Origin of the sequence: Pseudomonas sp. CFBP13508 (genome assembly GCF_005233515.1) — a bacterium.
GTDB lineage: Bacteria > Pseudomonadota > Gammaproteobacteria > Pseudomonadales > Pseudomonadaceae > Aquipseudomonas > Aquipseudomonas mercuritolerans.
Genome location: NZ_QFZZ01000004.1, coordinates 116,799 through 138,270, shown reverse-complemented (window position 1 = coordinate 138,270; position 21,472 = coordinate 116,799). Strand labels below are relative to the sequence as shown.

Below are 21,472 nucleotides of genomic sequence, written 5' to 3'. Positions count from 1 at the left end.
GCGGTCCCCTGTGGGAGCGAGCCTGCTCGCGAAGGCGCTCAAACAGGCAAAAAACCTCCCTCCCTCTGGTCACAAAACTGCTCTGCATCAGTCCACAGCCCGCCTGCAAACCTCAGCGAAAATCTGTGTAATCGGCCGATGCGGCTGGCGCTTGTGCATACGCCGCACTTGTTCACTCAGCCGCAGCAACTCTTCACTGGGCTTGGACCATTGCTCTTCGGGCAGCGGCTCGGACCAGGCACGCATGGCTTCCGGCAGCGCCTGCTTGCCGATTCTTTCCAGACGGCGCACTTCCCATTCGACCAAACGGTTTGGAATCGTCCATAAAGTCATGACGTGATACAGGTACCAAAAAAATCCCGACAGCCGCGAGCGGCGGCCTTCACGGATCTGCTGGTGCATCCGCGCGCGGGCATTGCGAAAAGTGTGCAGGCCTTCGTGGGGCGGGTCGTCCGGGCCTTGCAGGTCTTGCAGGTCCTGGATCGATTTGAGGTCGTTGACTTCGTACTCCATGTAACCGCGAATCGCTTCCCAGTGGCTGATCGCGAGCTCCAGGCCGGCGCATTGGAATTCGAGGCTGGTGAGGGTTTCGCCGTGATGAAAACCGATGCCCATGCCGTATTGGCGATGGACGCCGAACTGGGTGACGCCCTTGGCTTCGATGATCCACGCGGAGAGCGATTCCCATGGGATGAAGACTGGTTCGGTGGCGCCCTCGGGCATGAAGCAGACTTCGCGGCGTTGGCGGTTGAAGCGGGTTGGGATGAGGGAGAGGCGTTTTTTGTGGAAGTGGTGCCAGACGCCAATACCGATGAGCAAGATCAGGGGACCGCAAATTAATTCATTTTCCAACGCCACTTCGAATACACCAACCATTGATTCCCAAATCGCCTCGTTTCCATAGCCAAAAAGAATCCCTAGCAAGCCCGTAAATAAAGGAATTAAAACGAGAACCATAAAAGTTCCTGCGGTCGTCGCGCCGAGAATTAGCTGCCATGGGAATACCTCCAGTGAGCCGAGACCAAAGTCCATGTATCCGTCATTGAACGCTCCGATATGAGGTCCGTAAGGCGGCATTGATGTAGGTAATGGCAACGGTGCGAGATAGGTAATCTTCCCGCTTGGGAACGGCTCAATATCGCCCGCTTTTTTAACCCCCTCATATTCCGAACTGGAAAGAGGATTACTGCGATTATTCAGCATGGTCAGCCCATTCGAGGTATTGAGTTTCTACCAGCAAAACCGGAGGGTTGTCTTTAACCGAGCCGGGAGTTACTACAGCAAAATGACCGCTATCCAGAGGGTCAATATGAATCACGCGCGTTCTTGACTCCGCCCCACCTTTGCCATTGACGGTCTGGATACATATGGCAAGTTCGAGCGTTTCCTTTGCAGGCGTGTAGTCAGAATCGGGACGGATGGGGTACTGAAGACAAAGCACCAAACCATCTGGTGATGACTTCACGATTCGCAGACTGCTCAATATCTCCTCACTGATGACTTCCTTGCGTACTTGCGGCACACCGCGACCATGCAGCGGTGCAACAAGTCGATGGGCACCGATTCCCAAGCGTTGACTCGGTTTACCGTTTAACGGCGGCAGAAGATCGTTTAGCGCCAGCCTCGGCAGAACCAAATGAATATCACTGGGTTTGGCGCCAAATAATAAAGTCTTCAGCCAAGTGTCACTCGGATCAGGTCCTGATTGGGCGTAAGGAGCGTGTATCAAAAACGCCAGATAGTTTTGATAGTCATCCAGGGAGTGGTCACCGCGCATCTCTTCATTACGGCTCCAGGGCGTGATTTTCAACCACTTATCGTGGGCAGAGAGGTTGTAGCGATGGAATAGCCACGTTCCGACGAATTCCAGCACGGTGAACAATGCACCGGCGAGATTGAAGCGAAAAAATACAGTAGAAAGACGTGTGCCAGCGGCAGCCCACGCCGCTGCGCGTGCCGAACTGTTCGCTGCAGTCAGCACTTTAAAAGAAGCGTGAAAAGTGTTGCTCGCCCCATATCCGTTAGTTGCAACCATACCTGCGGCGCCCAACGTCGCCACCGCAGCCGCTTTCTGCTCAAATTGAGTGCCACTACGAATTGCATCTTGCCACTTTCGATCGCTAATTCTGAAGCTGGCAAACGAAGTTCTCAAACCCAGAACATAAGTAAACGCCCCCAACCCAACATGCAACTTCCCCATCTGCACATGAACCTGTCGCAGCGCTTCAACCTGCATGCTGGCAATAAGACTCGCGCTTCGAGCCTTGAGCGCCGTATCGGCGAGCCCTTGCGCAGCGGTAAATCCGGCTGCGCCTGTCGCGATTACGGCAGCAACAAAATCCGCCCGTTTCTTCCTGTCCCTCGTCTGCTTCATCACCTCTCGATAAACCCCCACCAAATTCACCACCTGCACCAACACCACCAACAACCCCATCCCCTCCGTCCGCACCAGACTCGCCTTCGAAACGCCCGCCACCCCCGCACGAATATTCTCCAGCAACCCACGCAATTCCCCGTGCTGCGCCGGCGGAAACACCACCGTCACGCCCGCTTTCGCCGGGGTGGCGCCATACAGCCGTGCCGAGCGATCCGGCAGTTCGTCAATCGGGCTTAACGCCGCCGCCAGCCTTCCTTCGAACAAGGCCAGTTGCGTGCGCACACGGACGATTTCCTGCTGCAATTCCACTGCCCGGGCGGTTTTGTGGCCCTGGCGGTTTTTGTTGTGGGTGAGCTGGTTGCGTTCGCGGTTGAGGGTTTTCAGGTAGTCGCGTTCGCGCAGCACTTCCTTGATCGTGGCTTGCAGCGCTGATTGCTCCGCCGGGGTGGACACGGTGAAGGTCACGCCGCTGGTTCGTGCGGCGTCGAAGACGCGCAGGCGCAGGGCTTTGGGCAGGCGCTGGAACAGTTCGTCGAGGTCGGGGATTTTCTCGCCGGCAAGATCGAAGCCTTCCAGCGCCCGGCTCAGGCCGAGGTTCAGCGCCGGGCTGTAAGTGTCTTGCACCGCGTCCGCCAAGACGCGACTGTGTGCGGGCAGGTCGTCCAGTGCCGGCAGCTGCGGCTGCTCGATGCTCTGCAATTTGGCCAGCCAGTCCGGCAGGTTGTTGAACATCGCCATGCCGGCGTTGAACAGCGTTGAATATTGCCCGGCCTGCTCGGTCTGCAAGCGCAGCGGCAAGGTGTAGAACAACGGGCGGGTCAGTTGCGGGTGTCGTTCGAGGTAACCGAGCATTTGCTCATTGGCCGAGTCGCTGCGACCGATGTCCTTGAGGCAGGCGTATTCGCTGGCGAGCGCCTGATCGATCTGCACTTGGCCGTCGAAATACCACGCCGAGCGATGGAAACGCCCGGCGCACAGCAGTTGCGCGCGGTCGGCGGTGATGCGTTCGAGCAGGCGATTCCAGCGTCCGAGGTTGTCGCGATGACTGTTCAGCACCTCGTCCATGGCCGGGCGGTCGATCAGGTCGTTGATGCCGCGTTTGCCGCTGAGCAGCGGGCCGTCGAGCACGTCTTTCATGCGTCGGCTCTGATCCTTGCCGAGCTCGACCAGTGTGCTCAGGTGACGCTCGACGAAGTCGGCCGGGGCGACTTCAGCAAAATATTCACGGGTGTAAAAGCGCCGATCCGCCTNTCAGGTCGAGCCTGAGTATCGGTCGGGACAACCTCACCACCTTTGTTTAAATACTCAAGCAATGCCTGCCGGGTATTTTCCCGATCCGGCTCGGGCAATTGCTCCAGTTCAGCGAACAATGCCTGGGCGCGCGGATCATCGCTGGCCTTGGCCAAAGCGTCGAAGTCCTGAGATCCGAGCTGGCTCAGCGACTCGATGTAACTGGCCAGCAGATAGTCGCGCTCGTTGTTGTCGGTGTTGCTCCACTGCTCGATCCAGCCGACCACCAGGTCCTGATAATCAGCCAGATCACGCATCACCCCGAGGTCGTCGTTGACCAGCAGAAACAGCGTGTCGTCCTGATATGGCCCGCGCACCCGACCAAGAAATTCGCCGATATGCGCCTCGCGAAAACGTCGCGGGTTTTCCCACAGATAGGGTTCGCGTTCATGCTCCGGCGCATCGCTGACCTGCACCGTCGGCATCCGCGTGGCGTCCGCCTCGGCCAGCGGTTTCGCTGTGCAGGCCACTTCCGCCAGCCACTGTTTGGCCTGGGCCACGGTGAGCAGATGCTCGCCGCCGATCAGACAATGCACCGGGCCGAGATCGACCGCCTGCATGAAGTGCTCGCGCTCCTCCGCGCTGTCCAGCACCTGCCGGCATTTCGCCGCGCTCAACTGCACGTCGGCGAAGGTCACGTAAAGGGTGCTTTTGCGCGAAAAGATCAACGCCGGACGTTCCTCGATGGCGCTGCGCTGCTCCTCGCTGACGCTTTTGCCGCGATACAGCAATGCGCTGATGACGCCTTCCAGCACGCGATATTCGTAGAGCTCACCGCTGAGGCTGTCGACGATGTACAGCCAACCATCGCGCAGGCGGCGGATGCCCATGGGGCGCGTGGTCAGGGTGTACGGCAGCGTGAGTTCGCTGCTGGGGTCGAAGGGTTTTTCCACCAGGCCGTAAGCGAGGGGCAGCAGTTGCACGTGGGTGTTGCGCAAGGGGCAGGCGGCTGGCGCACCAATGGGCGCTTTCGAGGCGGCTAACGCATCGAGGTTGGCGGGATGGTTCATGATTGATGTCTCTCAGAGGCCCATCGAAAGGCCATTGCAGCGGCAATCGCAACGCGCTCGCCGGGGGATTGCAGCGAAGGCGTGTGCATCAGCTGATGGATCTGCGGATGCCGGCTGCACGTTGCATCGTCCAGCCATGCCACCACGTTGGCGTACAGCAGAATTTCGGACGGGCTGCTCAAGGCAAGCTCGCTGGCGTGGGCGTGGATGCGTTCCAGCAATTGCCAGCGTTCAACTGCCGTGTCCCCGACATGAAAGTCAGGAAAGTGCTTGAGCAGGTGCGTATCGATGTCGAGCAACACCCGCCGCCGATCCACCCGATCCAGCGCGGCATCCTGCTCGGCACTCAACCGATACGGCGCCACCAGCGCCCCACCCTGCCCGTGCCGAGGTCGCTGACAGTGCCAGACTCCCCGCGCGCCATCCGCCGTGACCACGCATCCCAGCGGCCCGAACAGGCTCGCATCGCCGCTGGCAAACAGCGCCTGCGCTACGGCGGCATCCGCCAGCCGCAACAACACCGGCGAGCCGACCGGCAACTCGACGATCAGCAACTGGCGCAAATGCGCGACGATTTCATGCGCCGGCGCGGCGCTGAACAGCAGCACGCCCCATTCCTGTTGGGCGTGCTGGCGATAAAACCGCGCCAGCGGATCGTCAGCGTCAGCGAGCGCCACCAGCAGCGGCGAGACGTCACGCAGGGCCGAAAACGGTGGCTGGTCGTACAGCGCGAAAGCGTTGGCGGCGGGATCGAGCCTTCGCAGTTGCGCCGGTAAATCGGCGATCGTCGCGCCGTCGAGCAGCACAAACGCCTGCTGCTCAGCCCACGGCAAACCTTCAGGCCAATCCGTCAAAAGGCTCATGCCTGGGCCGCCTCGCAGATCAGGCAACGCGAGGTCCGCGTGGTCAGCAGCGCATGCCGTTGCTGCACGGCATCGAACGTCGCCTTGAGCAACGGCGCGGCCCCCGGCAGCATGGGTTCCGCTGGCAGACACACCGTCGGCGCCCCGCCCTGCACCACCGGCACACTGCTGAAAATGCCGGCGGCGCCGACCGTCAGCCAATGCCCGCCAGCAGCCAGAGTGATCTGCAGGCCGCTGTTGAAAACCACCTGCTCGCCCGCGCCGAAATGCAGCTGCTGCGCCGCACTGACGCGCTGGCTGGCGACCCGCACATGCTGCTCGCCCTGCACCCACAAATGATCGTCCTGCTTGAGTTCAGTCAGGCGATTGCCATGGGTCAGGTGATGTTCCTCGTCACGCAACTCAAGGCTGGAGACGCCGCCAATCACTTGGCTGTGCAGGTTGTCGATCTGCACACGCAAGTCGTTGAGCACGTGCTGCACCAAGTCGCGCTGCGCCCTGATGGAGATTTCTTCCGCGCCTTGCCGGTCCTCGATGCGCAGTTCGTTGTAACCACCGCCGCCGGGGCTGCTCTGGCTGCGCCAGATACTGCGCGTCTGTTGCGCCGGCAGGTCCAGTGGCACCGGGGTTTCGGCGTTGGGCAGGCAGGCGAGCACATGCGGTTTGTCCGGATCGCCATCGGTGAAGCCCACCAGCACTTCCATGCCGACGCGAGGAATCTGCACGCTGCCGTAGCGGTCATGTGCCCAGGCAGTGGCCACGCGCAGCCAGCAACTTGACTGCTCATCACGCTGGCCGTCGCGATCCCAGAGCATTTGCACTTTCACGCGGCCGTAGGCATCGCTGTAGATTTCTTCGCCGGGCGGGCCGGTCACCACCGCCAACTGACTGCCGCTGACGCGCGGTTTGACATGCTTGAGCTGCGGGCGAAACACCACGTCCCACGATGTGGCGACGAAATGGTTGCGGTAGCCTTGGCTGAAACCATCAGCGTCAGCCTGCTCGGTGAACGCTTCCTCGAGCACTTGCGGCTGTTTGCCGATGTGCTCGACCTCGGTCAGCAACCATAAATCGTTGCAGTCGGCGCGCGAGTAATCCGCCATGGTCATGAAACTGCCGCCGCGCATCAGCGCCTGATTGCTGCGCCCGTTAGCCAGACGATAGTCGGCACCATGGCGCTCCAGCGCACGCTGGCTGAGGTGCTTGCCGCGCTCGCGGTGGGTGAACTGCCCGGGAAACTCATAATCTTCCAGCAGCGGAACCCGCGCTGCACTGACCTTGGCGTCCAACTGCACTGCGGGCTTTTCGAAGTGATAGTCGCGGCGCTCGACGAGGTTGGAGCGTGGCTCCAGGCGCACAGTGAACTGGTCGATAACCGGCGCATCGGCAACCAGGCCGTTGCCCTGTAAATAGCGCGTCGTCAGGTCGTGTTTGAGGAACGCCGTTTGATCGTCGCCGAACACCAACAGGTGCGCCTCACGGCGGTGGCGGAAGTGAAAGTGCAGGCCCTCCTCCTCGCACAGCCTCTGGATGAAGTGCAGATCGGATTCCTGGTATTGCACGCAATACACCCGCGCCGGGTACTCGGCGCTGAGCTGAAAATGCCAGGCATCGGCCTGCATGCCGTGATCGCTCAACACATTGGCGATGATCTGCGGCACGCTCAGGTTCTGGAAAATCCGCTGATTGCGCCGATGCGCGAGGTAGGCAAGATGCGGCGCCAGGGTGATCTGGTAACGGCTCAGCCGAACACCGCAATCACCCTGGCCGACCCGATAGACCAGCCCGTGCATGCCGCTACCGTCGGCACCGAAACAGAGAAAGGCCGGCCGATGCAGCAAGCCTTCCAGATCCACGTCGGGGCGCTCGCTGACCAGCTCAAGATCCAGTTCGTAGGTCTGGTTGAGCACTTCCCGGGTGCGAAAACCGAACACTTGAAGATCGTGGGAAACGCCTTCTATCTCGAGAGTGAAAACAACGGGCCTGCCAGCGATGCGCATCCACCTGTCCCTGTGTCTGAGTGAAAGACGGGACTGTGCAACGGTGCACTGCAATGGGTGAAGTCAGACCTTTGCCTGTTTTGCCGGTCTGCGAGCGAAAAGGACGTGGCCCACAGAGAAACGACCAGGATCCTACGGAAATGATCCCGGATCCTATGTATTCCCTGTGAGAGCGAGCCTGCTCGCGAAAAACGGTGTGTCAGTCGGCGACTGTTTAACTGATCCACCGTCATCGCGAGCAGGCTCGCTCCCACAGGGGTTTGCGTGAGTCAGGGCAGCAAGATGATCTTGTCGCCACCACCCTGATTGACCTCGTTATAGCGCGCCAGCCCTTCAGCCAGCGGCACCTCCACCAAGCCCTGCGGCAGCGGCAAGCGATCCTCATCGAAGAACCGCCCGAACTGCTCGAGCATCGCCGCGCACGCCTCAACGCCGTACAACAAGGAGTTGATCCCGACCACCGAGCCGCCTTTTCGATAGAGCGCCAGCGCCGGCAATTGCACGTGGCCGTCGACCGGCGCGGCGATGATGGCGATGCGGCCGAAGGTGGCCAGTGCCGCCACCGAAGCGGGCAGCCAGAAACCGGTGGTGTCGAAGATCACATCGGCGCCACCGCGATACACCGCGTTGACCTGCGCACCGAGGTCTTCTGGCTTATCCAGTTGAATCGTCTGATAGCCCTGCTTCTGCAAATCGGCTACCTGCTCGGGCCGGCGCGCCGCCGCCAGCAATTGCGCGCCGCGCACTCTTGCCAGGGCCAAAGCCGCAGTTGCCACTGCCCCGCCGCCGATCACCAGCAAACGCGTATCGGCGCTGACCAGGCTGCGTTCCAGCGCATCCCACGCCGTGGTGTACGGCACGCCAAGGCTGGCCGCCTGAGCAAAACTCAAATGCGCCGGTTTGTGCGCCACGCCGCTGGCCGGCAATTTGACGAATTGCGCATGGGCGCCGTCGGCGAAGAAGCCCAGCTCGCGCCCGGTACCCCAGACTTCCTGACCGATCAGTGCTTGCGGCCCCTCGACCACCACCCCGGCAAAATCCCGCCCCGGAATCCGTGGCAGCGTGGTGTAAGGAAAACGCCCGAGGACGTTTTTCACATCGCTGGGATTGAGGCCGGCAGCCTTGATCTGCACCAGCACTTCATCGGCGCCGGGCACCGGGGTCGGGACGTCGACGAAACGCAGGGAAGACAGGTCGCCGGTCTGATCGAATTGCAACGCTTTCATGGGCATATCCACCAAAAGGAAAAAGGGAAAATTCAGGACAACCAGCCAGCGACCAGTTGCTGGCCCAGCGGCCACAACTGCTCACCGGCCAACATGCCGAGCAGACCGACCAGCGCGATCGCCGGTGGTGCGGGAGAACGGAAATCGAGCGCGCCGTAGAGCAGGCCGACGCCCAGGCCGATGGCCAGAGAAATGAGGTAGTTCATGGGGAAACTCCGCCGCGATAAGTGATGGGCAGAGTCTAGGGAAACGGGCGGAGCGGTATCGGCCAAGGACTTCTGAATTTCGGACAAACCTTCTGCAGCCGCCACAGAACCGTGTGGGAGCGAGCCTGCTCGCGAATGCGGTCTTCCAGTCAGCACTTCATTGCCTGGTGCAAAGCTTTCGCGAGCAGGCTCGCTCCCACATGGATCTGTTCAAGTTGCCGAGAATTGCGAAGGCGCCACCCCCAGCTCCCGGCGAAACATGTCGCTGAAGCTGCTCGGTGAATAACCCAGTTCGCGAGCAATGACGCTCACCGCCACGCCCTGAATCAACGCAGCCACCGCCGTCGCCAACTGCACCTGCCGTCGCCATTCGGCGAAGCCCATGCCGAGGCTGTCCTTGAACAGCCGCGCCAGCGTACGCACGCTGGCCCCGGCGTTCTGCGCATGCTGCTCGAACGGGATCTCCAGCGACGGCGCGGCCATCACGGCCTGACACAGATTCATCAGACGCCGGTCGGACTCATCCGGCAGCGGAATTTTCAGTTGCGAACGCCTGGCCCGGCGCAGTTCCAGCAACGCCAGCCCGACCAGTGCCTCGTAATACTCAGCCTCGCCGGCATCGCCCTGCGCCACCAGCCCGACGATCAACTCGCGCAGCAGACCACCGACTTCGATCACCTGCACCGTCGCATCCAGCGTCGCCGCCAGCGCCGGGCGCAGGTAGATATTGGCATCTGCAAATCCGACACCACACGAATCCCGTGCGGCACTCCCGGCGGCAACCACACCGCCCGCTGCGGCGGCACCACCAGCGCTTCGTGCGGGGTTTCCACCCACATCACCCCGCTCATCGCATACAGCAACTGCCCCCAGACATGCTCGTGCGGCTCGATGAACAAACCACGCGGATAGGTTCGCGCCAGCGGTTGCACGGGCACATCGGTGTCGGTCAGATCAGGGGGCGCGGCGAGGGCCATGGCGAGCGTTCACAGGGGGTTGGCGAAGCCGCCATGGTAACCAGCACGCCCCGCCCTCGCCAACGATAGATACCGTCGGACAATCCGAATGAATTTTCCCGGCACAGCGCGATCCGTTTAATACCACAGGGAGGAATTCGGGCTTTATGAACAACGCAAAACTTTACGTCATCGACTACACACTGCATGGCACCCCCAAGTCGTTCATTATCCGCTCGGACAAAATGGACAACGCCGAAGCCTGGCATTGGGCAAGCTGCGACGCGGGCGTGGGTCGCATCCCGCGCTTCGGCCGCGAGAAAGTGCAAAAGACCAGCAAACCGATGGCAGAAAAATTCGGTCTGGAAAACGTCACCTGGCGCCAGACCAACTGACCCCACCGCCTTCACCGCAGGCTTGGCAATCGACAGGGGGAATCGACCGATGACCGACACTTATCACCCGGCCCGACTGGACTACGGCCTGACCACCTTCTTCGGCCAGATCACCAAAACGGTGAATTGCGCAGTCGCACTGGAAACGGTCGCGGATGACCCTTATCGCTTCACCCTGTGCGTCCAGGCACCGGTACCGGAAGACCTCCACCAAGCGAAGATTGTGGTGGTCAAGGTCGAAGGGCGAACACTGCAAGGCACGGTGAGGCACTTTGAGCGACAGGAAGACGACAGTCTGAAAATGGAAGTGGAGCCTGATTAGGCTCCACTTTTTTTTGCCGCGCTTATTTCGGATGAGCGCAACCGCAGCCCTTCATCGCACACTCTTCACCGTGTTTGTGGTGATGAGCGCAAGCCTCGCAGCAATAATGTTTGCCGTGCACAGCGTAGGAATGTTCGCCTTCTTTGATCGTGCAGTTGCAGCCCGGGCAGTCGCATTTTTTATCGGACATGGGACAGACTCCTTGCGTGGTGGTTGTCTGAGGCTTGAGTGGTAAGCCGTAAGGGACAGTGTAGAAGGTGGTGTTGCAGGCTGGCCAACTGTTGAGAGATTGGGCGACGCAGAAGTGGCTTTCGCGAGCAGGCTCGCTCCCACAGAACAACTGCGCGCAGCACAGACCTGCGCAGACATCAAAAGCCCCTCACCCTAGCCCTCTCCCGGAGGGAGAGGGAACTGACCGAGATGATTGCGAGAAACCCGCCGACGTGGAATACCGAGTCGAACGCAAATTTTGAAAAGCCCGAAAATCGGCCCCCTCTCCCCCGGGAGAGGGCTGGGGTGAGGGGCGAATCCCAGCACAAAACCAAAGCCAGACACCACCCGCTCCTAACCACTCAAAACAATGAGCGCAAGCTCGAGTACCGCTTTTGATCTTGATCTCAGAGCCCGTCGGCAGGCTGAGTGGAGGGATTGATCCGGATGTGCGAGCGCAGCGACCGAACGACGCAGTCGTACACAGCGGAACCGCCAGAAGCAACACCCGCAGCAACGGATATGTACACAGTCAAACAAATAAAATCACTGCGCCTGCCGCGAACTCCGATACATAAACACCAAAGCCACCGCCAGACACACCATCGCCAGCATCCGACTCGGAGACAAGCCGATCGCCGGATTCCCCAACCAGCCAAAATTGTCGATCAACATCCCCATCCCCAACTGCCCGACAATCACCGCCACCGTCGCCACAGCCGTCCCGACCACCGGCACCGCGCCAACCATCACCATCATGTACACCACGCCAAACAGCGCCCCGGTCAATTGCCACTTCGGCACCTGAAGCAGACTCACCGCCTGCGCCGGCTCGAAAAACAGAATCAACAACCCGGTCACCACCGCGCCCACCGCAAAGGTCAGCAGACTGGAGCGCAGCACACCGACCGTCTCACCCAGACGACCATTGATCGCGGCCTGCACACTCAACACCGCACCGGCCAACACCACCACCGCCAACAAAATCACCAGACCCATCACTCACCCCCGCGCAATCAGAACCAAAGCCACCACAATCAAGCCCAACGCCAGCCAGCGCTCACCGTTGACCTTCTTGCGCGTCGCACCGAACCAGCCGAAATGGTCGATCAGCACACTCTTGCCGACCTGACCGGACAAAATCGCAATCATCGTCATGGCAATGCCGATATGCGGCGTCGCCAGCGTCAGCACCACCACGTAGATCGGCCCGAGAAAACCGCCGATCAACTGCCAGCGCGGCAGTTCGGTCAGCGCCGGACCTTTTTGCGGACCGGCAAACAGCAGGAGCAAAAACAGAATTGCCGAACCCACGCCGAAGATGCTCAACGTCGCCCACAAATGCCCGACCTGCTCGCCCAGCGGCCCGAGCAATCCGGCTTCTACCGACAAGCCCATGCCAGCGAGAATCACCAGTGGCAGCAACAGCAGACGCAACACCGATCTTTTTACCGGTGCAGCAACCACCCCTTCATCCAACGTCTGCATACATAACCTTCCACGCTCAAAAACAATGGCGCGGATTATCGGCTGGCGCCGCTGTGCGATAAATGGGAGCATCCAGACAACACTTTTGCGCAACACGCACAGCGAGACATGGCATGCACGGGCTCAACGAACTCGGATTCAAAGCGTTAAGGCTGTTTGTAGCGGTCCTCGACCACGGCAGTTTTTCCGAAGTCGCCCGCCGCGAAGGGGTCGCGCCCTCCTCCATTTCACGGCAGATCCAGTTGATGGAGCAGGCGCTCAACCAGCAATTGCTCTACCGCCACACCCGCGCCGTCACCCCGACCGAAGCCGGGCGCACGCTCGGCCACCATGCGCGGTTGCTGTTGGTGCAACTGGAAGAAGCCGAACAGGCGTTGCAGGAACAGCAAAGCGAACCCACCGGACTGGTGCGCATCAACGCCCCGGTGGTGTTCGGCCAACGCCATCTGACGCCCTGGCTGGGTGAGCTCTGCGCGCGCTATCCGAAGCTGCAACTGGATATCCAGCAAACCGACCATTACGTCGACCCGTTACAGGAAGGCGCCGACCTGCTGTTTCGCATCGGCGCGCTGCACGATTCAAGCATGCAGGCACGCGTTCTGGCGCCGCACCGCTTTCAGGTCGCCGCCAGCCCGGCCTATCTCAAACGCCAAGGCACGCCGCAGCATCCGGACGAACTCGCGCAGCATCAGTGCCTGGCCTACAAAGGCGCGGCCGGTCAGCAGCGCTGGTTTTTCCGCCGTGATGGCGAGGACTGGACGCCGTACACCGTCAAAGGCCCGATCACCGGCAACCACGCCGACACCCTGACCCAGGCCGCCCAGCAAGGCTTAGGGCTGGTGATGTTTCCGTCGTGGCTGATTGGCGAAGCGGTGCGCGAGGGCACACTGGTGCCGGTGCTGGGGGAATATCAGGTGTCGAACAGTCTGGAACCGCAGCAGATCGCCGTGCTGTGGCCGGGGAGCCGGCGGTTGTCGGTGAAGGTCAGGACGGTGATTGATTTTTTTGTCGAATGCTTTGGCGAGATTCCCTATTGGGACAGATCTTAAGCCCTACACAAATCCAAATGTGGGAGCGAGCCTGCTCGCGAATACGGTCCGTCTGATATCAGAGCAGCGTCTGATACACAGCTTTCGCGAGCAGGCTCGCTCCCACAGGGTTTATGCAGGGCTCCAGAATTGCGTCAGATACGGAACTGACCAACCAGCTTGCCCAACCGCTGCCCCAGCTCCGCCAGACTGCGCGACGTTTGCGCGCCCAGTTGCGTTTCATCGGCGACGCTGTCCACCGCCACAGCAATCTGATGCACGCTGCGGTTGATCTCTTCGGCCACGGCCGTCTGCTCTTCCGCTGCGCTGGCGATCTGCGCGTTCATCGAGTTGATCGTCGCGATCAACTGCGCCATGGCATCCAGCGATGCACCGGCCTGATTGGCTTGCTGGGACGTGCCATCGCCGGCCTCGCTGGAACGGCGCATCGCTTCGACCGCCTGCTGCGTGCCGGCCTGCAAGCGGTCGATCATGCCCTGGATTTCCTGGGTGCTGATCTGCGTGCGGCTGGCCAGTGCGCGTACTTCGTCCGCAACCACGGCAAACCCGCGCCCGGCCTCACCGGCACGTGCCGCTTCGATCGCGGCGTTGAGCGCCAGCAGGTTGGTCTGCTCGGCAATCGAACGGATCACCCCAAGCACGCCGACGATCGAACTGACGTCCTGCTGCAGGCTGTCCAGCGACACGCCGCTGTTGCGGATATCGTCGACCAGCGCATGAATCTGTTTGATGCTGCCTGCGACCACGCGCTTGGCGCTCTGGCCTTCTTCGTCGGTCTGCTGCGCGGCGACGGCGGCGTTTTGCGCGCTCTTCGCCACTTCCTGAGCGGCGGCGGACATTTCGTTGATCGCGGTGGCGACCTGATCGGTTTCGTGGCGCTGACGCTCCATGGCCTGATCGGAACGCTGCGCCTGTTCCGAGACCTGGGTGACCAGCCCGGTGAGTTGCGTGGTCATCTCGGTGATCTGCCGCACCAGGCCGTGGATCTTGTCGACGAAGCGGTTGAACGAGCCGGCCAGTTCGCCAAGTTCGTCCTGGCTGGTGATGTTCAGGCGCCGGGTCAGGTCGCCCTCGCCCGCCGCGATGTCGTCGAGGTTGGCTTTCATCAGGGTCAGCGGACGCAGAATGGTGTTGGCCAGCAGCATGCCCGCCGCCGCAATAACCAGCAGCACCAGCACCGCAACGCCGACAATGCTCAGCACCACGCCTTGCACGCGCTCCTGCACTTGCGCCTCGACCAGCGCCACTTGCGCTTCGATGCCGTCGAGGTTGACCGAAGTACCGACCGCCATGTCCCACTTCGGCAGGTATTCGGTGTAGCCGAGTTTCGGCACCAGCACCTTGGCGTTGCCCGGCAGCGGCGAGCTGTATTGCAGATAGTGAGTGCCGTCCTTGGCCACCTTGACCAGGCCGAGGTTGACGTAGACGCCGTTCGGATCACGGTTGTCCTTGAAGCTTTTGCCCACGCCATCGGGATCGTTGGCCTTGAACAGGCGCACGGTCTCGGAGTCGTAGCCGAAGAAATAGCCGTCCTTGCCATAGCGGATGCCCGAAAGCAATTTGATCGCCTGCGCCCGCGCCGCGTCGTCGCCCGGTGCGGCGGCGTCATACAGCGGTTTGATCGTGGTCATGGCCACGGCGACGTAACTTTGCAGGGTGGCCTTGGCGTCGCTGAGCAGCCGCTCGCGGGTCTGTTCGACCTCCTTGCGCGCCTGTTCCTGGAGGATGAACAGCGTGGTCACACTGATGACCAGCGCAAAGAGCAGCACCGGCAGAACGGCAAGGGACAGGACTTTAGCCTTGAGACTCAGGCGCATCGGGGGACTCACTCTTTTGATTTTGTTGGCGTGGTTAAAGGCTTTAACGGCACGCCGGAGCAAAAGTTGAGTCTTGAAACATCGCCGCCCCCCCTGTGGGAGCGAGCCTGCTCGCGAAAGCGTTGGCTCAGCAACCTGTGTGTCGACTGACACGACGCCTTCGCGAGCAGGCTCGCTCCCACATGGGGCAATTGTGGATTCTTACAGAACCATCGCCGCAACCCAGCCAAACACCAGCAGCGGCAGGTTGTAGTGCAGGAAGGTCGGTACGACGGTGTCCCAGATGTGGTGATGCTGGCCGTCGATGTTCAGACCCGAGGTCGGGCCGAGGGTCGAGTCCGAGGCTGGCGACCCGGCATCGCCCAGCGCGCCGGCAGTGCCCACGATGCAGACGATGGCGATCGGGCTGAAGCCCAGTTGCACGCACAACGGCACGAAGATCGCCGCCAGAATCGGCACGGTGGAGAACGACGAACCGATGCCCATGGTCACCAGCAAGCCCACCAGCAGCATCAACAAAGCCCCGACGCCTTTGCTGTGATTGATCCAGGCCGCCGACGATTCGACCAGCGTCTGCACCTGCCCGGTGGCCTTCATCACCTCGGCAAAGCCTGAGGCGGCGATCATGATGAAGCCGATCATCGCCATCATTTTCATGCCTTCGGTGAACAGATCATCGGTCTCGCGCCATTTGACGATGCCCGACACCGAGAAAATCAGAAACCCGACCAGAGCGCCGATAATCATCGAGTCCAGCAGCAACTGCACCACGAATGCCGAAGCGATGGCCACACCGGCAATCATCAGGCTCAGCGGGTTGTATTGCACCGCCGTCTGTTCGACCTGTTCGATCTTCGCCAGGTCATACACGCGCTTCTTGCGATAGCTGATGAACGCCATCGCCAGGCCGAAAACCATGCCCAGCGCCGGAATGCCCATGGCGTGGGTGACATTGATGCCGCTGATGTCGACGCCGCTGCGCGCAACGTTGGCCAGCAGGATTTCGTTGAGGAAAATGTTGCCGAAGCCCACCGGCAGAAACATGTACGGGGTGATCAGGCCGAAGGTCATGACGCAGGCGATCAGACGGCGATCGAGTTGCAGCTTGGTCAGTACATATAGAAGTGGCGGCACCAGCAGCGGAATGAACGCGATATGGATCGGCAGGATGTTCTGCGAGGCAATCGCCACCACCCAGAGCAGGCCGATCAGCAGCCATTTGACGTTACCGCCGCCGGTTGCATGCTGCCGATCCACCATGGCCAGGGCCTTGTCGGCCAGCGCATGGGCCAGGCCGGATTTGGCAATCGCCACGGCGAAAGCGCCGAGCAAGGCGTAGGACAACGCCACCGTCGCGCCGCCGCCCAGACCGCTGTTGAACGCCTTGAGTGTTGCGTCGATGCCCAGACCGCCGGTCAGGCCGCCGACCAGCGCCCCGACGATCAGCGCGATCACTACATGCACGCGCGACAGGCTGAGGATCAGCATGACGCCGACGGCTGCTATGACTGCATTCATTTCACTACCTCAAAAAACACTGCGGGTGAAAACACACCGCCAGACAGGATGAGTCCGCCCGGGTTGGCCGGCGGATGTGTACAGAGGGTCTTGTTAGAGGGCGCGCACTGTGCCGCAGAGTGGCGGCGGTGTCAAAGCCCTGTGGCGAGGGGATTTATCCCCGTTGGGTGGCGAAGCCGCCCCCGGCAAACTTCAAATCAACCCTATACGCAGGTGTCACGACTGCTTCGCAGCCGAACGGGGATAAATCCCCTCGCCACAGGACCACAGGACTACAGGACTACAGGACTACAGGACAGGACCACAGCCCCCGCATGCGGCAATCGGTCATATTGCGCTCACGGCATAAAGAAAGCCGAAACGCGGCCGCTACAGTGCAAAGTCTCAGATATTTATCGGATAAGGATGTTCTCCATGTCGCTCAGACAACTTTCCATCCAATGGAAAATCACCCTGCTCGCCGGCCTCTGCCTGGCCGGTATCGTGACCCTGTTGGTCGGTCTTTCGCTGTATCGCATGGAACACAGCTCGGCGCTGGTCAAGGCCTCGAGCATGGAGATGCTCACCGAGTCGGCGCAGGCGCGTATCGAATCGCAGGGCGAGGTGCAGGCCGCCGGCATTCGTCAGCAATTCATGGACGCCTATCAGTACGGCCACGGCTTCTCGCGCCAGGTGCTGTTTTTGCGTGAGCAGGCCGAGAAGCGCTTTCTCGATGCCTTCGACCTGCGCGAGGACATGACCCGTCAGGTCAAATCCGCGCTGCAAGCCAACCCGGACCTGCTCGGCCTGTCGCTGGTGTTCGAAGCCAATGCGCTGGACGGCAAGGACGAACTGTTTGCCGATCAGGCTGAACTGGGCAGCAACGACAAGGGCCGTTTTGCCCTGTACTGGTCGCAGCCGACCCCGGGCAAAGTCACCTCGATGGCGCTGCCGGAAAGCGACATGAGCGACACCAGCACTGGCCCCAGCGGTCAGGCCGCCAACGCCTGGTTCACCTGCCCGCGCACCACGCTCAAACCGTGCGTGATCGAGCCGTACTTCTATGTCATCGACGGCCACAAAGTGCTGATGACCAGCATCGTCTTCCCGCTGCAGGTCAATGGCAAAGTCATCGCCTCGCTGTCGGTCGACATCAATCTCAACAGCCTGCAAGCGATCAGCCAGAACGCCAGCCGCAAGCTGTATGACGGCCAGACCGCCGTCAGTATTGTCAGCCCCGCCGGCCTGCTCGCCGGTTACAGCCCGGATGCCGGCAAACTCAGCCAGCGCCTGGATGCGGTGGATCAGGCCAGCGGCAGCGAGTTGCTGCGCCTGCTCGCCGCGAGCACTGGCGTGAGCAGCCTGCACAGCAACGGCCAGTTGAAGGTGCTGTCGCCGTTCCAGCCGATTCCCGACGGACCGGCGTGGGGCGTGTTGCTCGATGTGCCGGAGAAAGTCCTGGTCAGCCGCGCCGAAGCGCTCAAGCAGCAACTGGATGCGAGCAATACCTCGGGCACGCTGATCGAACTGAGCCTGGGCCTGCTCGCCGCGCTGATCGGTCTGCTGCTGGTGTGGCTGATGGCGCGCAGCGTGACCAAGCCGATTCTCGGTGTGGCGCACATGCTTGAAGACATCGCCAGCGGCGAAGGCGACCTGACCCGGCGTCTGGCCTACGACAAGCAGGACGAACTGGGCCAGTTGGCCGGTTGGTTCAACAAGTTCCTCGACAAGTTGCAGCCGATCATTGCCGAGGTAAAACGCTCGGTGCAGGACGCGCGCAACACTGCCGACCAGTCCTCGGCCATCGCCACTCAGACCAGCGCCGGCATGGAGCAGCAATATCGCCAGGTCGATCAGGTCGCCACCGCGTCCCACGAAATGAGCGCCACTGCCCAGGACGTTGCACGCAGCGCCGCGCAGGCCGCCGAAGCTGCCAAGGACGCCGACCGCGCCACCCGTCAGGGCCTGACCGTGATCGACCGCACCACCGCAAGCATCGACACCCTCGCCGCCGACATGAGCGCCGCGATGGTTCAGGTCGAAGGGCTGGCTGCGAACAGCGAGAAGATCGGCACAGTGCTGGAAACCATCCGCGCCATCGCCGAGCAGACCAACCTCCTGGCGCTCAACGCCGCCATCGAAGCCGCCCGCGCCGGTGAAGCCGGACGCGGTTTTGCCGTGGTCGCGGATGAGGTGCGCAACCTTGCGCGCCGCACTCAGGAGTCGGTGGAGGAAACCCGCCAGGTCATCGAGCAACTGCAGAACGGCACGCAGGAAGTGGTCGGCTCGATGGGCAACAGCCATCGTCAGGCCCAGGGCAGTGTCGAGCAGGTTGGCCAGGCGGTGACGGCGCTGCGGCAGATCGGCGATGCGGTGACGGTGATCAGCGACATGAACCTGCAAATCGCCAGCGCCGCCGAAGAGCAGAGCGCAGTGGCTGAGGAGATCAACAACAACGTGGCGACGATTCGCGATGTGACCGAGTCGCTGTCCGGACAGGCGAATGAATCGGCGCGGGTCAGCCAGTCGCTCAACAGCCTGGCGAATCAGCAGCAGCGGTTGATGGATCAGTTTCGCGTTTGATGCACAAGTGCGGGGTGTCAGTTCCAATCCCCCCTCACCCCAGCCCTCTCCCCCCAAGGGGGGCGAGGGGGAAAGGGAGCCGATCTTCATGCCATTCAAGTCCTGAGTTCGACTCGGATTTCAAGTGGGTGCATCTCTCAAGAACAACACAATCAGTCCCCTCTCCCTCTGGGAGAGGGTTAGGGTGAGGGGCTTTTCAAGGGCTCACCGCCGAGGCAGTTCAATCACCACTTTCAACCCGCCCCACTCGCTTTCGCCCAGCACCAGCAAGCCACCCCACGTATCGACAATATCCCGCACGATCCCAAGGCCGAGCCCATGCCCGTGGGTCTGCTCATCCAGCCGCGTGCCACGGCTGAACACCTGAGTGTGCTGCTCCTCGGGAATCCCCGGGCCGTCATCTTCCACGCTCAAGGCAAAGCCGTCAGACCTTTCGATCACACTCAAGCGCACCTCGGCATCGGCCCATTTGCAGGCGTTGTCGAGCAGGTTGCCGAGCAGTTCCAGCAAGTCCTCGCGGTCCCACGGCAGCTGCAAGCCCGGCGGTGCGACGTAACTCAAGGCCAGATGCTCGCCGTGAATCATGTTCAAGGTCGCCAGCAACCCCGGCAGCTCGGCATCGCAATCGAACAACGCGCCGGGCAGCGCATCCCCCGACAACCGCGCGCGATTGAGTTCGCGATTGAGGCGCTGCTGCACCTGTTCCAGTTGTTCCTTGAGAATTTTGCGCAGCTCGGGATGGTCATCGAGCTTGTCGCTGGAGGCCAGGCTAAGCAGCACCGCCAACGGGGTTTTCAGCGCGTGGCCGAGGTTGCCCAAGGCATTGCGCGAGCGCTTGAGGCTGTCTTCGGTGTGGGCGAGCAAATGGTTGATCTGCGCCACCAGCGGCTCCAGTTCCACCGGCACCTGATCGTCGAGTTGCGAGCGCTGGCCCTGTTGCAACTGAGCGATCTGCTCGCGCGCGCGTTCCAGCGGTTTCAGCGCGCGGCGCACGGTCAGGCGTTGCAGGAACAGAATCAGCAGCAACGCCGCCAGCCCCAGACCGAGGCCGATCTGGCGCATGCGCTGGAAACTGTCGCTGACCGGCGTGTAATCCTGGGCGACGCTGATCGAGATCGACTGACCCAGGCGTCGATAGTCCGAGCGCAGTATCAGCAAGCGTTGCCCGCCCGGGCCCAGTTGCAGGTTGCTGTGCAGCCCCGGGTGTTGCAGCAGCGGCAGTTCCTGATCCCACAGCGAGCGAGAACGCCAGTGGCTGTCGGAAAAATCGATGCGAAAGTAATGCCCGGAAAACGGCCGCTGATAGGCCGGCGAGAGATGCCGCTCATCCAATTGCAAACCTTGCGGGCCGCGCACCAGCGCCACCAGCAGGCTTTCGCTGTCGTTGCGCAGGCCGGCTTCGAGGTAGCGCTGCAAACCGACTTCGAACAACCACAGGCTGGTTTGCGCCAGTACCAGACCGACGATCACCATCACACTGATCAAACCCAGGCTCAAACGGCGCTGGATTGACCTCATGAAGCTTGCCCGCCGAACAGGTAACCCTGACCGCGACGGGTTTCGATCACGCTTTTGCCGAGCTTGCGCCGCAGGTGGTTGACGTGGACTTCGAGGACATTGGAGTCGCGCTCGGTCTCACCGTCGTAGAGGTGTTCGGCGAGGTGGCTTTTCGAGAGGATCTGTTCCGGGTGCAGCATGAAATAGCGCAGCAGACGGAATTCAGCGGCGGTCAGCTGAATGTCGGCGCCGTCGCGAACCACGCACTGGCGACCTTCGTCCAGATGCAGGCCGGCGGCTTGCAGGGTCGGCTGGTTGGCCTGGCCCTTGGAGCGGCGCAACAGTGACTGAATGCGCAGGTACAGCTCTTCCGGATGGAACGGTTTGGTCAGGTAATCGTCAGCGCCGGCCTTCAGCCCTTCGATGCGCTCGGCCCAGGAATCACGCGCGGTGAGGATCAGCACCGGAATCGCCAGACCGGCGGCGCGCCACTGCGCCAACACCTCCAGCCCCGGTACGCCGGGCAGGCCGAGGTCGAGGATGATCAGGTCATAGGGCTCGCTGCTGCCCTGATACACCGCGTCACGGCCATCGGCCAGCCAATCCACCGCGTAGCCTTGGCGTTGCAGGCCGGCGAGCAGTTCGTCGGCCAGCGGTACGTGGTCTTCCACCAGAAGCAAACGCAT

At 61.5% G+C, this 21,472-nt stretch carries 17 protein-coding genes and 1 pseudogene; 4 read left to right on the top strand and 14 right to left on the bottom strand.

What is annotated here, in order from left to right; all coding sequences use genetic code 11:
• Nucleotides 1-87 precede the first annotated feature (87 nt).
• The 7 genes and pseudogenes from PspCFBP13508_RS12770 to PspCFBP13508_RS12740 all read right to left on the bottom strand — a co-directional run bounded on the left by PspCFBP13508_RS12770 (nt 88) and on the right by PspCFBP13508_RS12740 (nt 9,949).
• Nucleotides 88-1,203: a hypothetical protein gene (locus PspCFBP13508_RS12770; RefSeq protein ID WP_137214716.1), complete on the bottom strand. Its 1,116-nt coding sequence runs from the start codon at nt 1,201-1,203 to the stop codon at nt 88-90.
• Between the two features lie 2,425 nt (nt 1,204-3,628).
• Nucleotides 3,629-4,677: toxin VasX (locus PspCFBP13508_RS27810; RefSeq protein ID WP_343287067.1), on the bottom strand; the 1,049-nt coding region annotated here is incomplete at its 3' end.
• Nucleotides 4,674-5,540, bottom strand: a complete 867-nt coding sequence (locus PspCFBP13508_RS12760; RefSeq protein ID WP_137214715.1) for a DUF4123 domain-containing protein — start codon at nt 5,538-5,540, stop codon at nt 4,674-4,676. The genes PspCFBP13508_RS27810 and PspCFBP13508_RS12760, both read right to left, overlap by 4 nt.
• Complete coding sequence (gene tssI, locus PspCFBP13508_RS12755; RefSeq protein WP_137214714.1) at nt 5,537-7,540, bottom strand: type VI secretion system tip protein TssI/VgrG; 2,004 nt, start codon at nt 7,538-7,540, stop codon at nt 5,537-5,539. The genes PspCFBP13508_RS12760 and tssI overlap by 4 nt, the downstream gene beginning before the upstream one ends.
• A 269-nt stretch (nt 7,541-7,809) precedes the next feature.
• Complete coding sequence (locus PspCFBP13508_RS12750; RefSeq protein ID WP_137214713.1) at nt 7,810-8,766, bottom strand: zinc-binding alcohol dehydrogenase family protein; 957 nt, start codon at nt 8,764-8,766, stop codon at nt 7,810-7,812.
• A gap of 32 nt (nt 8,767-8,798) precedes the next feature.
• Nucleotides 8,799-8,972, bottom strand: a complete 174-nt coding sequence (locus PspCFBP13508_RS12745; protein ID WP_137214712.1) for a DUF1427 family protein — start codon at nt 8,970-8,972, stop codon at nt 8,799-8,801.
• Between the two features lie 210 nt (nt 8,973-9,182).
• Nucleotides 9,183-9,949: pseudogene (locus PspCFBP13508_RS12740) on the bottom strand (helix-turn-helix transcriptional regulator).
• Nucleotides 9,950-10,095: 146 nt separating this feature from the next.
• Between PspCFBP13508_RS12740 and PspCFBP13508_RS12735 the strand changes: the two are divergent.
• Together PspCFBP13508_RS12735 and PspCFBP13508_RS12730 are read left to right on the top strand one after the other, a co-directional pair.
• Nucleotides 10,096-10,323 carry a DUF6555 family protein gene (locus PspCFBP13508_RS12735; RefSeq protein WP_016775403.1) on the top strand — a complete coding sequence of 76 codons (228 nt, stop codon included), beginning with the start codon at nt 10,096-10,098 and terminating at the stop codon, nt 10,321-10,323.
• 49 nt (nt 10,324-10,372) lie between these two features.
• Nucleotides 10,373-10,645 (top strand): hypothetical protein, encoded by a 273-nt coding sequence (locus PspCFBP13508_RS12730; protein ID WP_137214711.1) that lies wholly within the window; start codon nt 10,373-10,375, stop codon nt 10,643-10,645.
• 22 nt (nt 10,646-10,667) lie between these two features.
• Here PspCFBP13508_RS12730 and PspCFBP13508_RS12725 read toward each other — a convergent pair whose 3' ends face one another.
• From PspCFBP13508_RS12725 to PspCFBP13508_RS12715, 3 genes are all read right to left on the bottom strand, one after another.
• Complete coding sequence (locus tag PspCFBP13508_RS12725) at nt 10,668-10,835, bottom strand: metallothionein (RefSeq protein ID WP_016775405.1); 168 nt, start codon at nt 10,833-10,835, stop codon at nt 10,668-10,670.
• A gap of 566 nt (nt 10,836-11,401) precedes the next feature.
• A complete protein-coding gene (locus tag PspCFBP13508_RS12720; protein ID WP_137214710.1) occupies nt 11,402-11,854 on the bottom strand; it encodes a DMT family transporter in 453 nt (150 codons plus the stop codon).
• Between the two features lie 3 nt (nt 11,855-11,857).
• Nucleotides 11,858-12,343, bottom strand: a complete 486-nt coding sequence (locus tag PspCFBP13508_RS12715; protein WP_016775407.1) for a DMT family transporter — start codon at nt 12,341-12,343, stop codon at nt 11,858-11,860.
• 113 nt (nt 12,344-12,456) lie between these two features.
• Between PspCFBP13508_RS12715 and PspCFBP13508_RS12710 the strand changes: the two genes are divergently transcribed.
• Nucleotides 12,457-13,392 carry a LysR family transcriptional regulator gene (locus tag PspCFBP13508_RS12710; protein ID WP_137214709.1) on the top strand — a complete coding sequence of 312 codons (936 nt, stop codon included), beginning with the start codon at nt 12,457-12,459 and terminating at the stop codon, nt 13,390-13,392.
• 134 nt (nt 13,393-13,526) lie between these two features.
• Here the strand turns inward: PspCFBP13508_RS12710 and PspCFBP13508_RS12705 are convergent, their stop codons facing one another.
• A complete protein-coding gene (locus PspCFBP13508_RS12705) occupies nt 13,527-15,209 on the bottom strand; it encodes a methyl-accepting chemotaxis protein (RefSeq protein WP_137214708.1) in 1,683 nt (560 codons plus the stop codon).
• A 201-nt stretch (nt 15,210-15,410) separates the two neighbouring features.
• The gene (locus PspCFBP13508_RS12700; RefSeq protein ID WP_016775409.1) at nt 15,411-16,727 is read right to left on the bottom strand and encodes a Na+/H+ antiporter NhaC family protein; all 1,317 of its coding nucleotides are present in this window, start codon (nt 16,725-16,727) and stop codon (nt 15,411-15,413) included.
• 414 nt (nt 16,728-17,141) lie between these two features.
• Between PspCFBP13508_RS12700 and PspCFBP13508_RS12695 the strand changes: the two genes are divergently transcribed.
• Entirely contained in the window at nt 17,142-19,289 is a 2,148-nt protein-coding gene (locus tag PspCFBP13508_RS12695) for a methyl-accepting chemotaxis protein (RefSeq protein WP_016775410.1), read from the top strand.
• Nucleotides 19,290-19,493: 204 nt separating this feature from the next.
• On the opposite strand, the gene PspCFBP13508_RS12690 is transcribed toward PspCFBP13508_RS12695, so the two are convergent.
• Together PspCFBP13508_RS12690 and PspCFBP13508_RS12685 are read right to left on the bottom strand one after the other, a co-directional pair.
• Nucleotides 19,494-20,807 (bottom strand): sensor histidine kinase, encoded by a 1,314-nt coding sequence (locus tag PspCFBP13508_RS12690; protein ID WP_137214707.1) that lies wholly within the window; start codon nt 20,805-20,807, stop codon nt 19,494-19,496.
• Nucleotides 20,804-21,472, bottom strand: coding sequence for a response regulator transcription factor (locus PspCFBP13508_RS12685; RefSeq protein ID WP_110603823.1), 669 nt, complete (start codon nt 21,470-21,472; stop codon nt 20,804-20,806). Before PspCFBP13508_RS12685 ends, PspCFBP13508_RS12690 begins: the two co-directional genes overlap by 4 nt.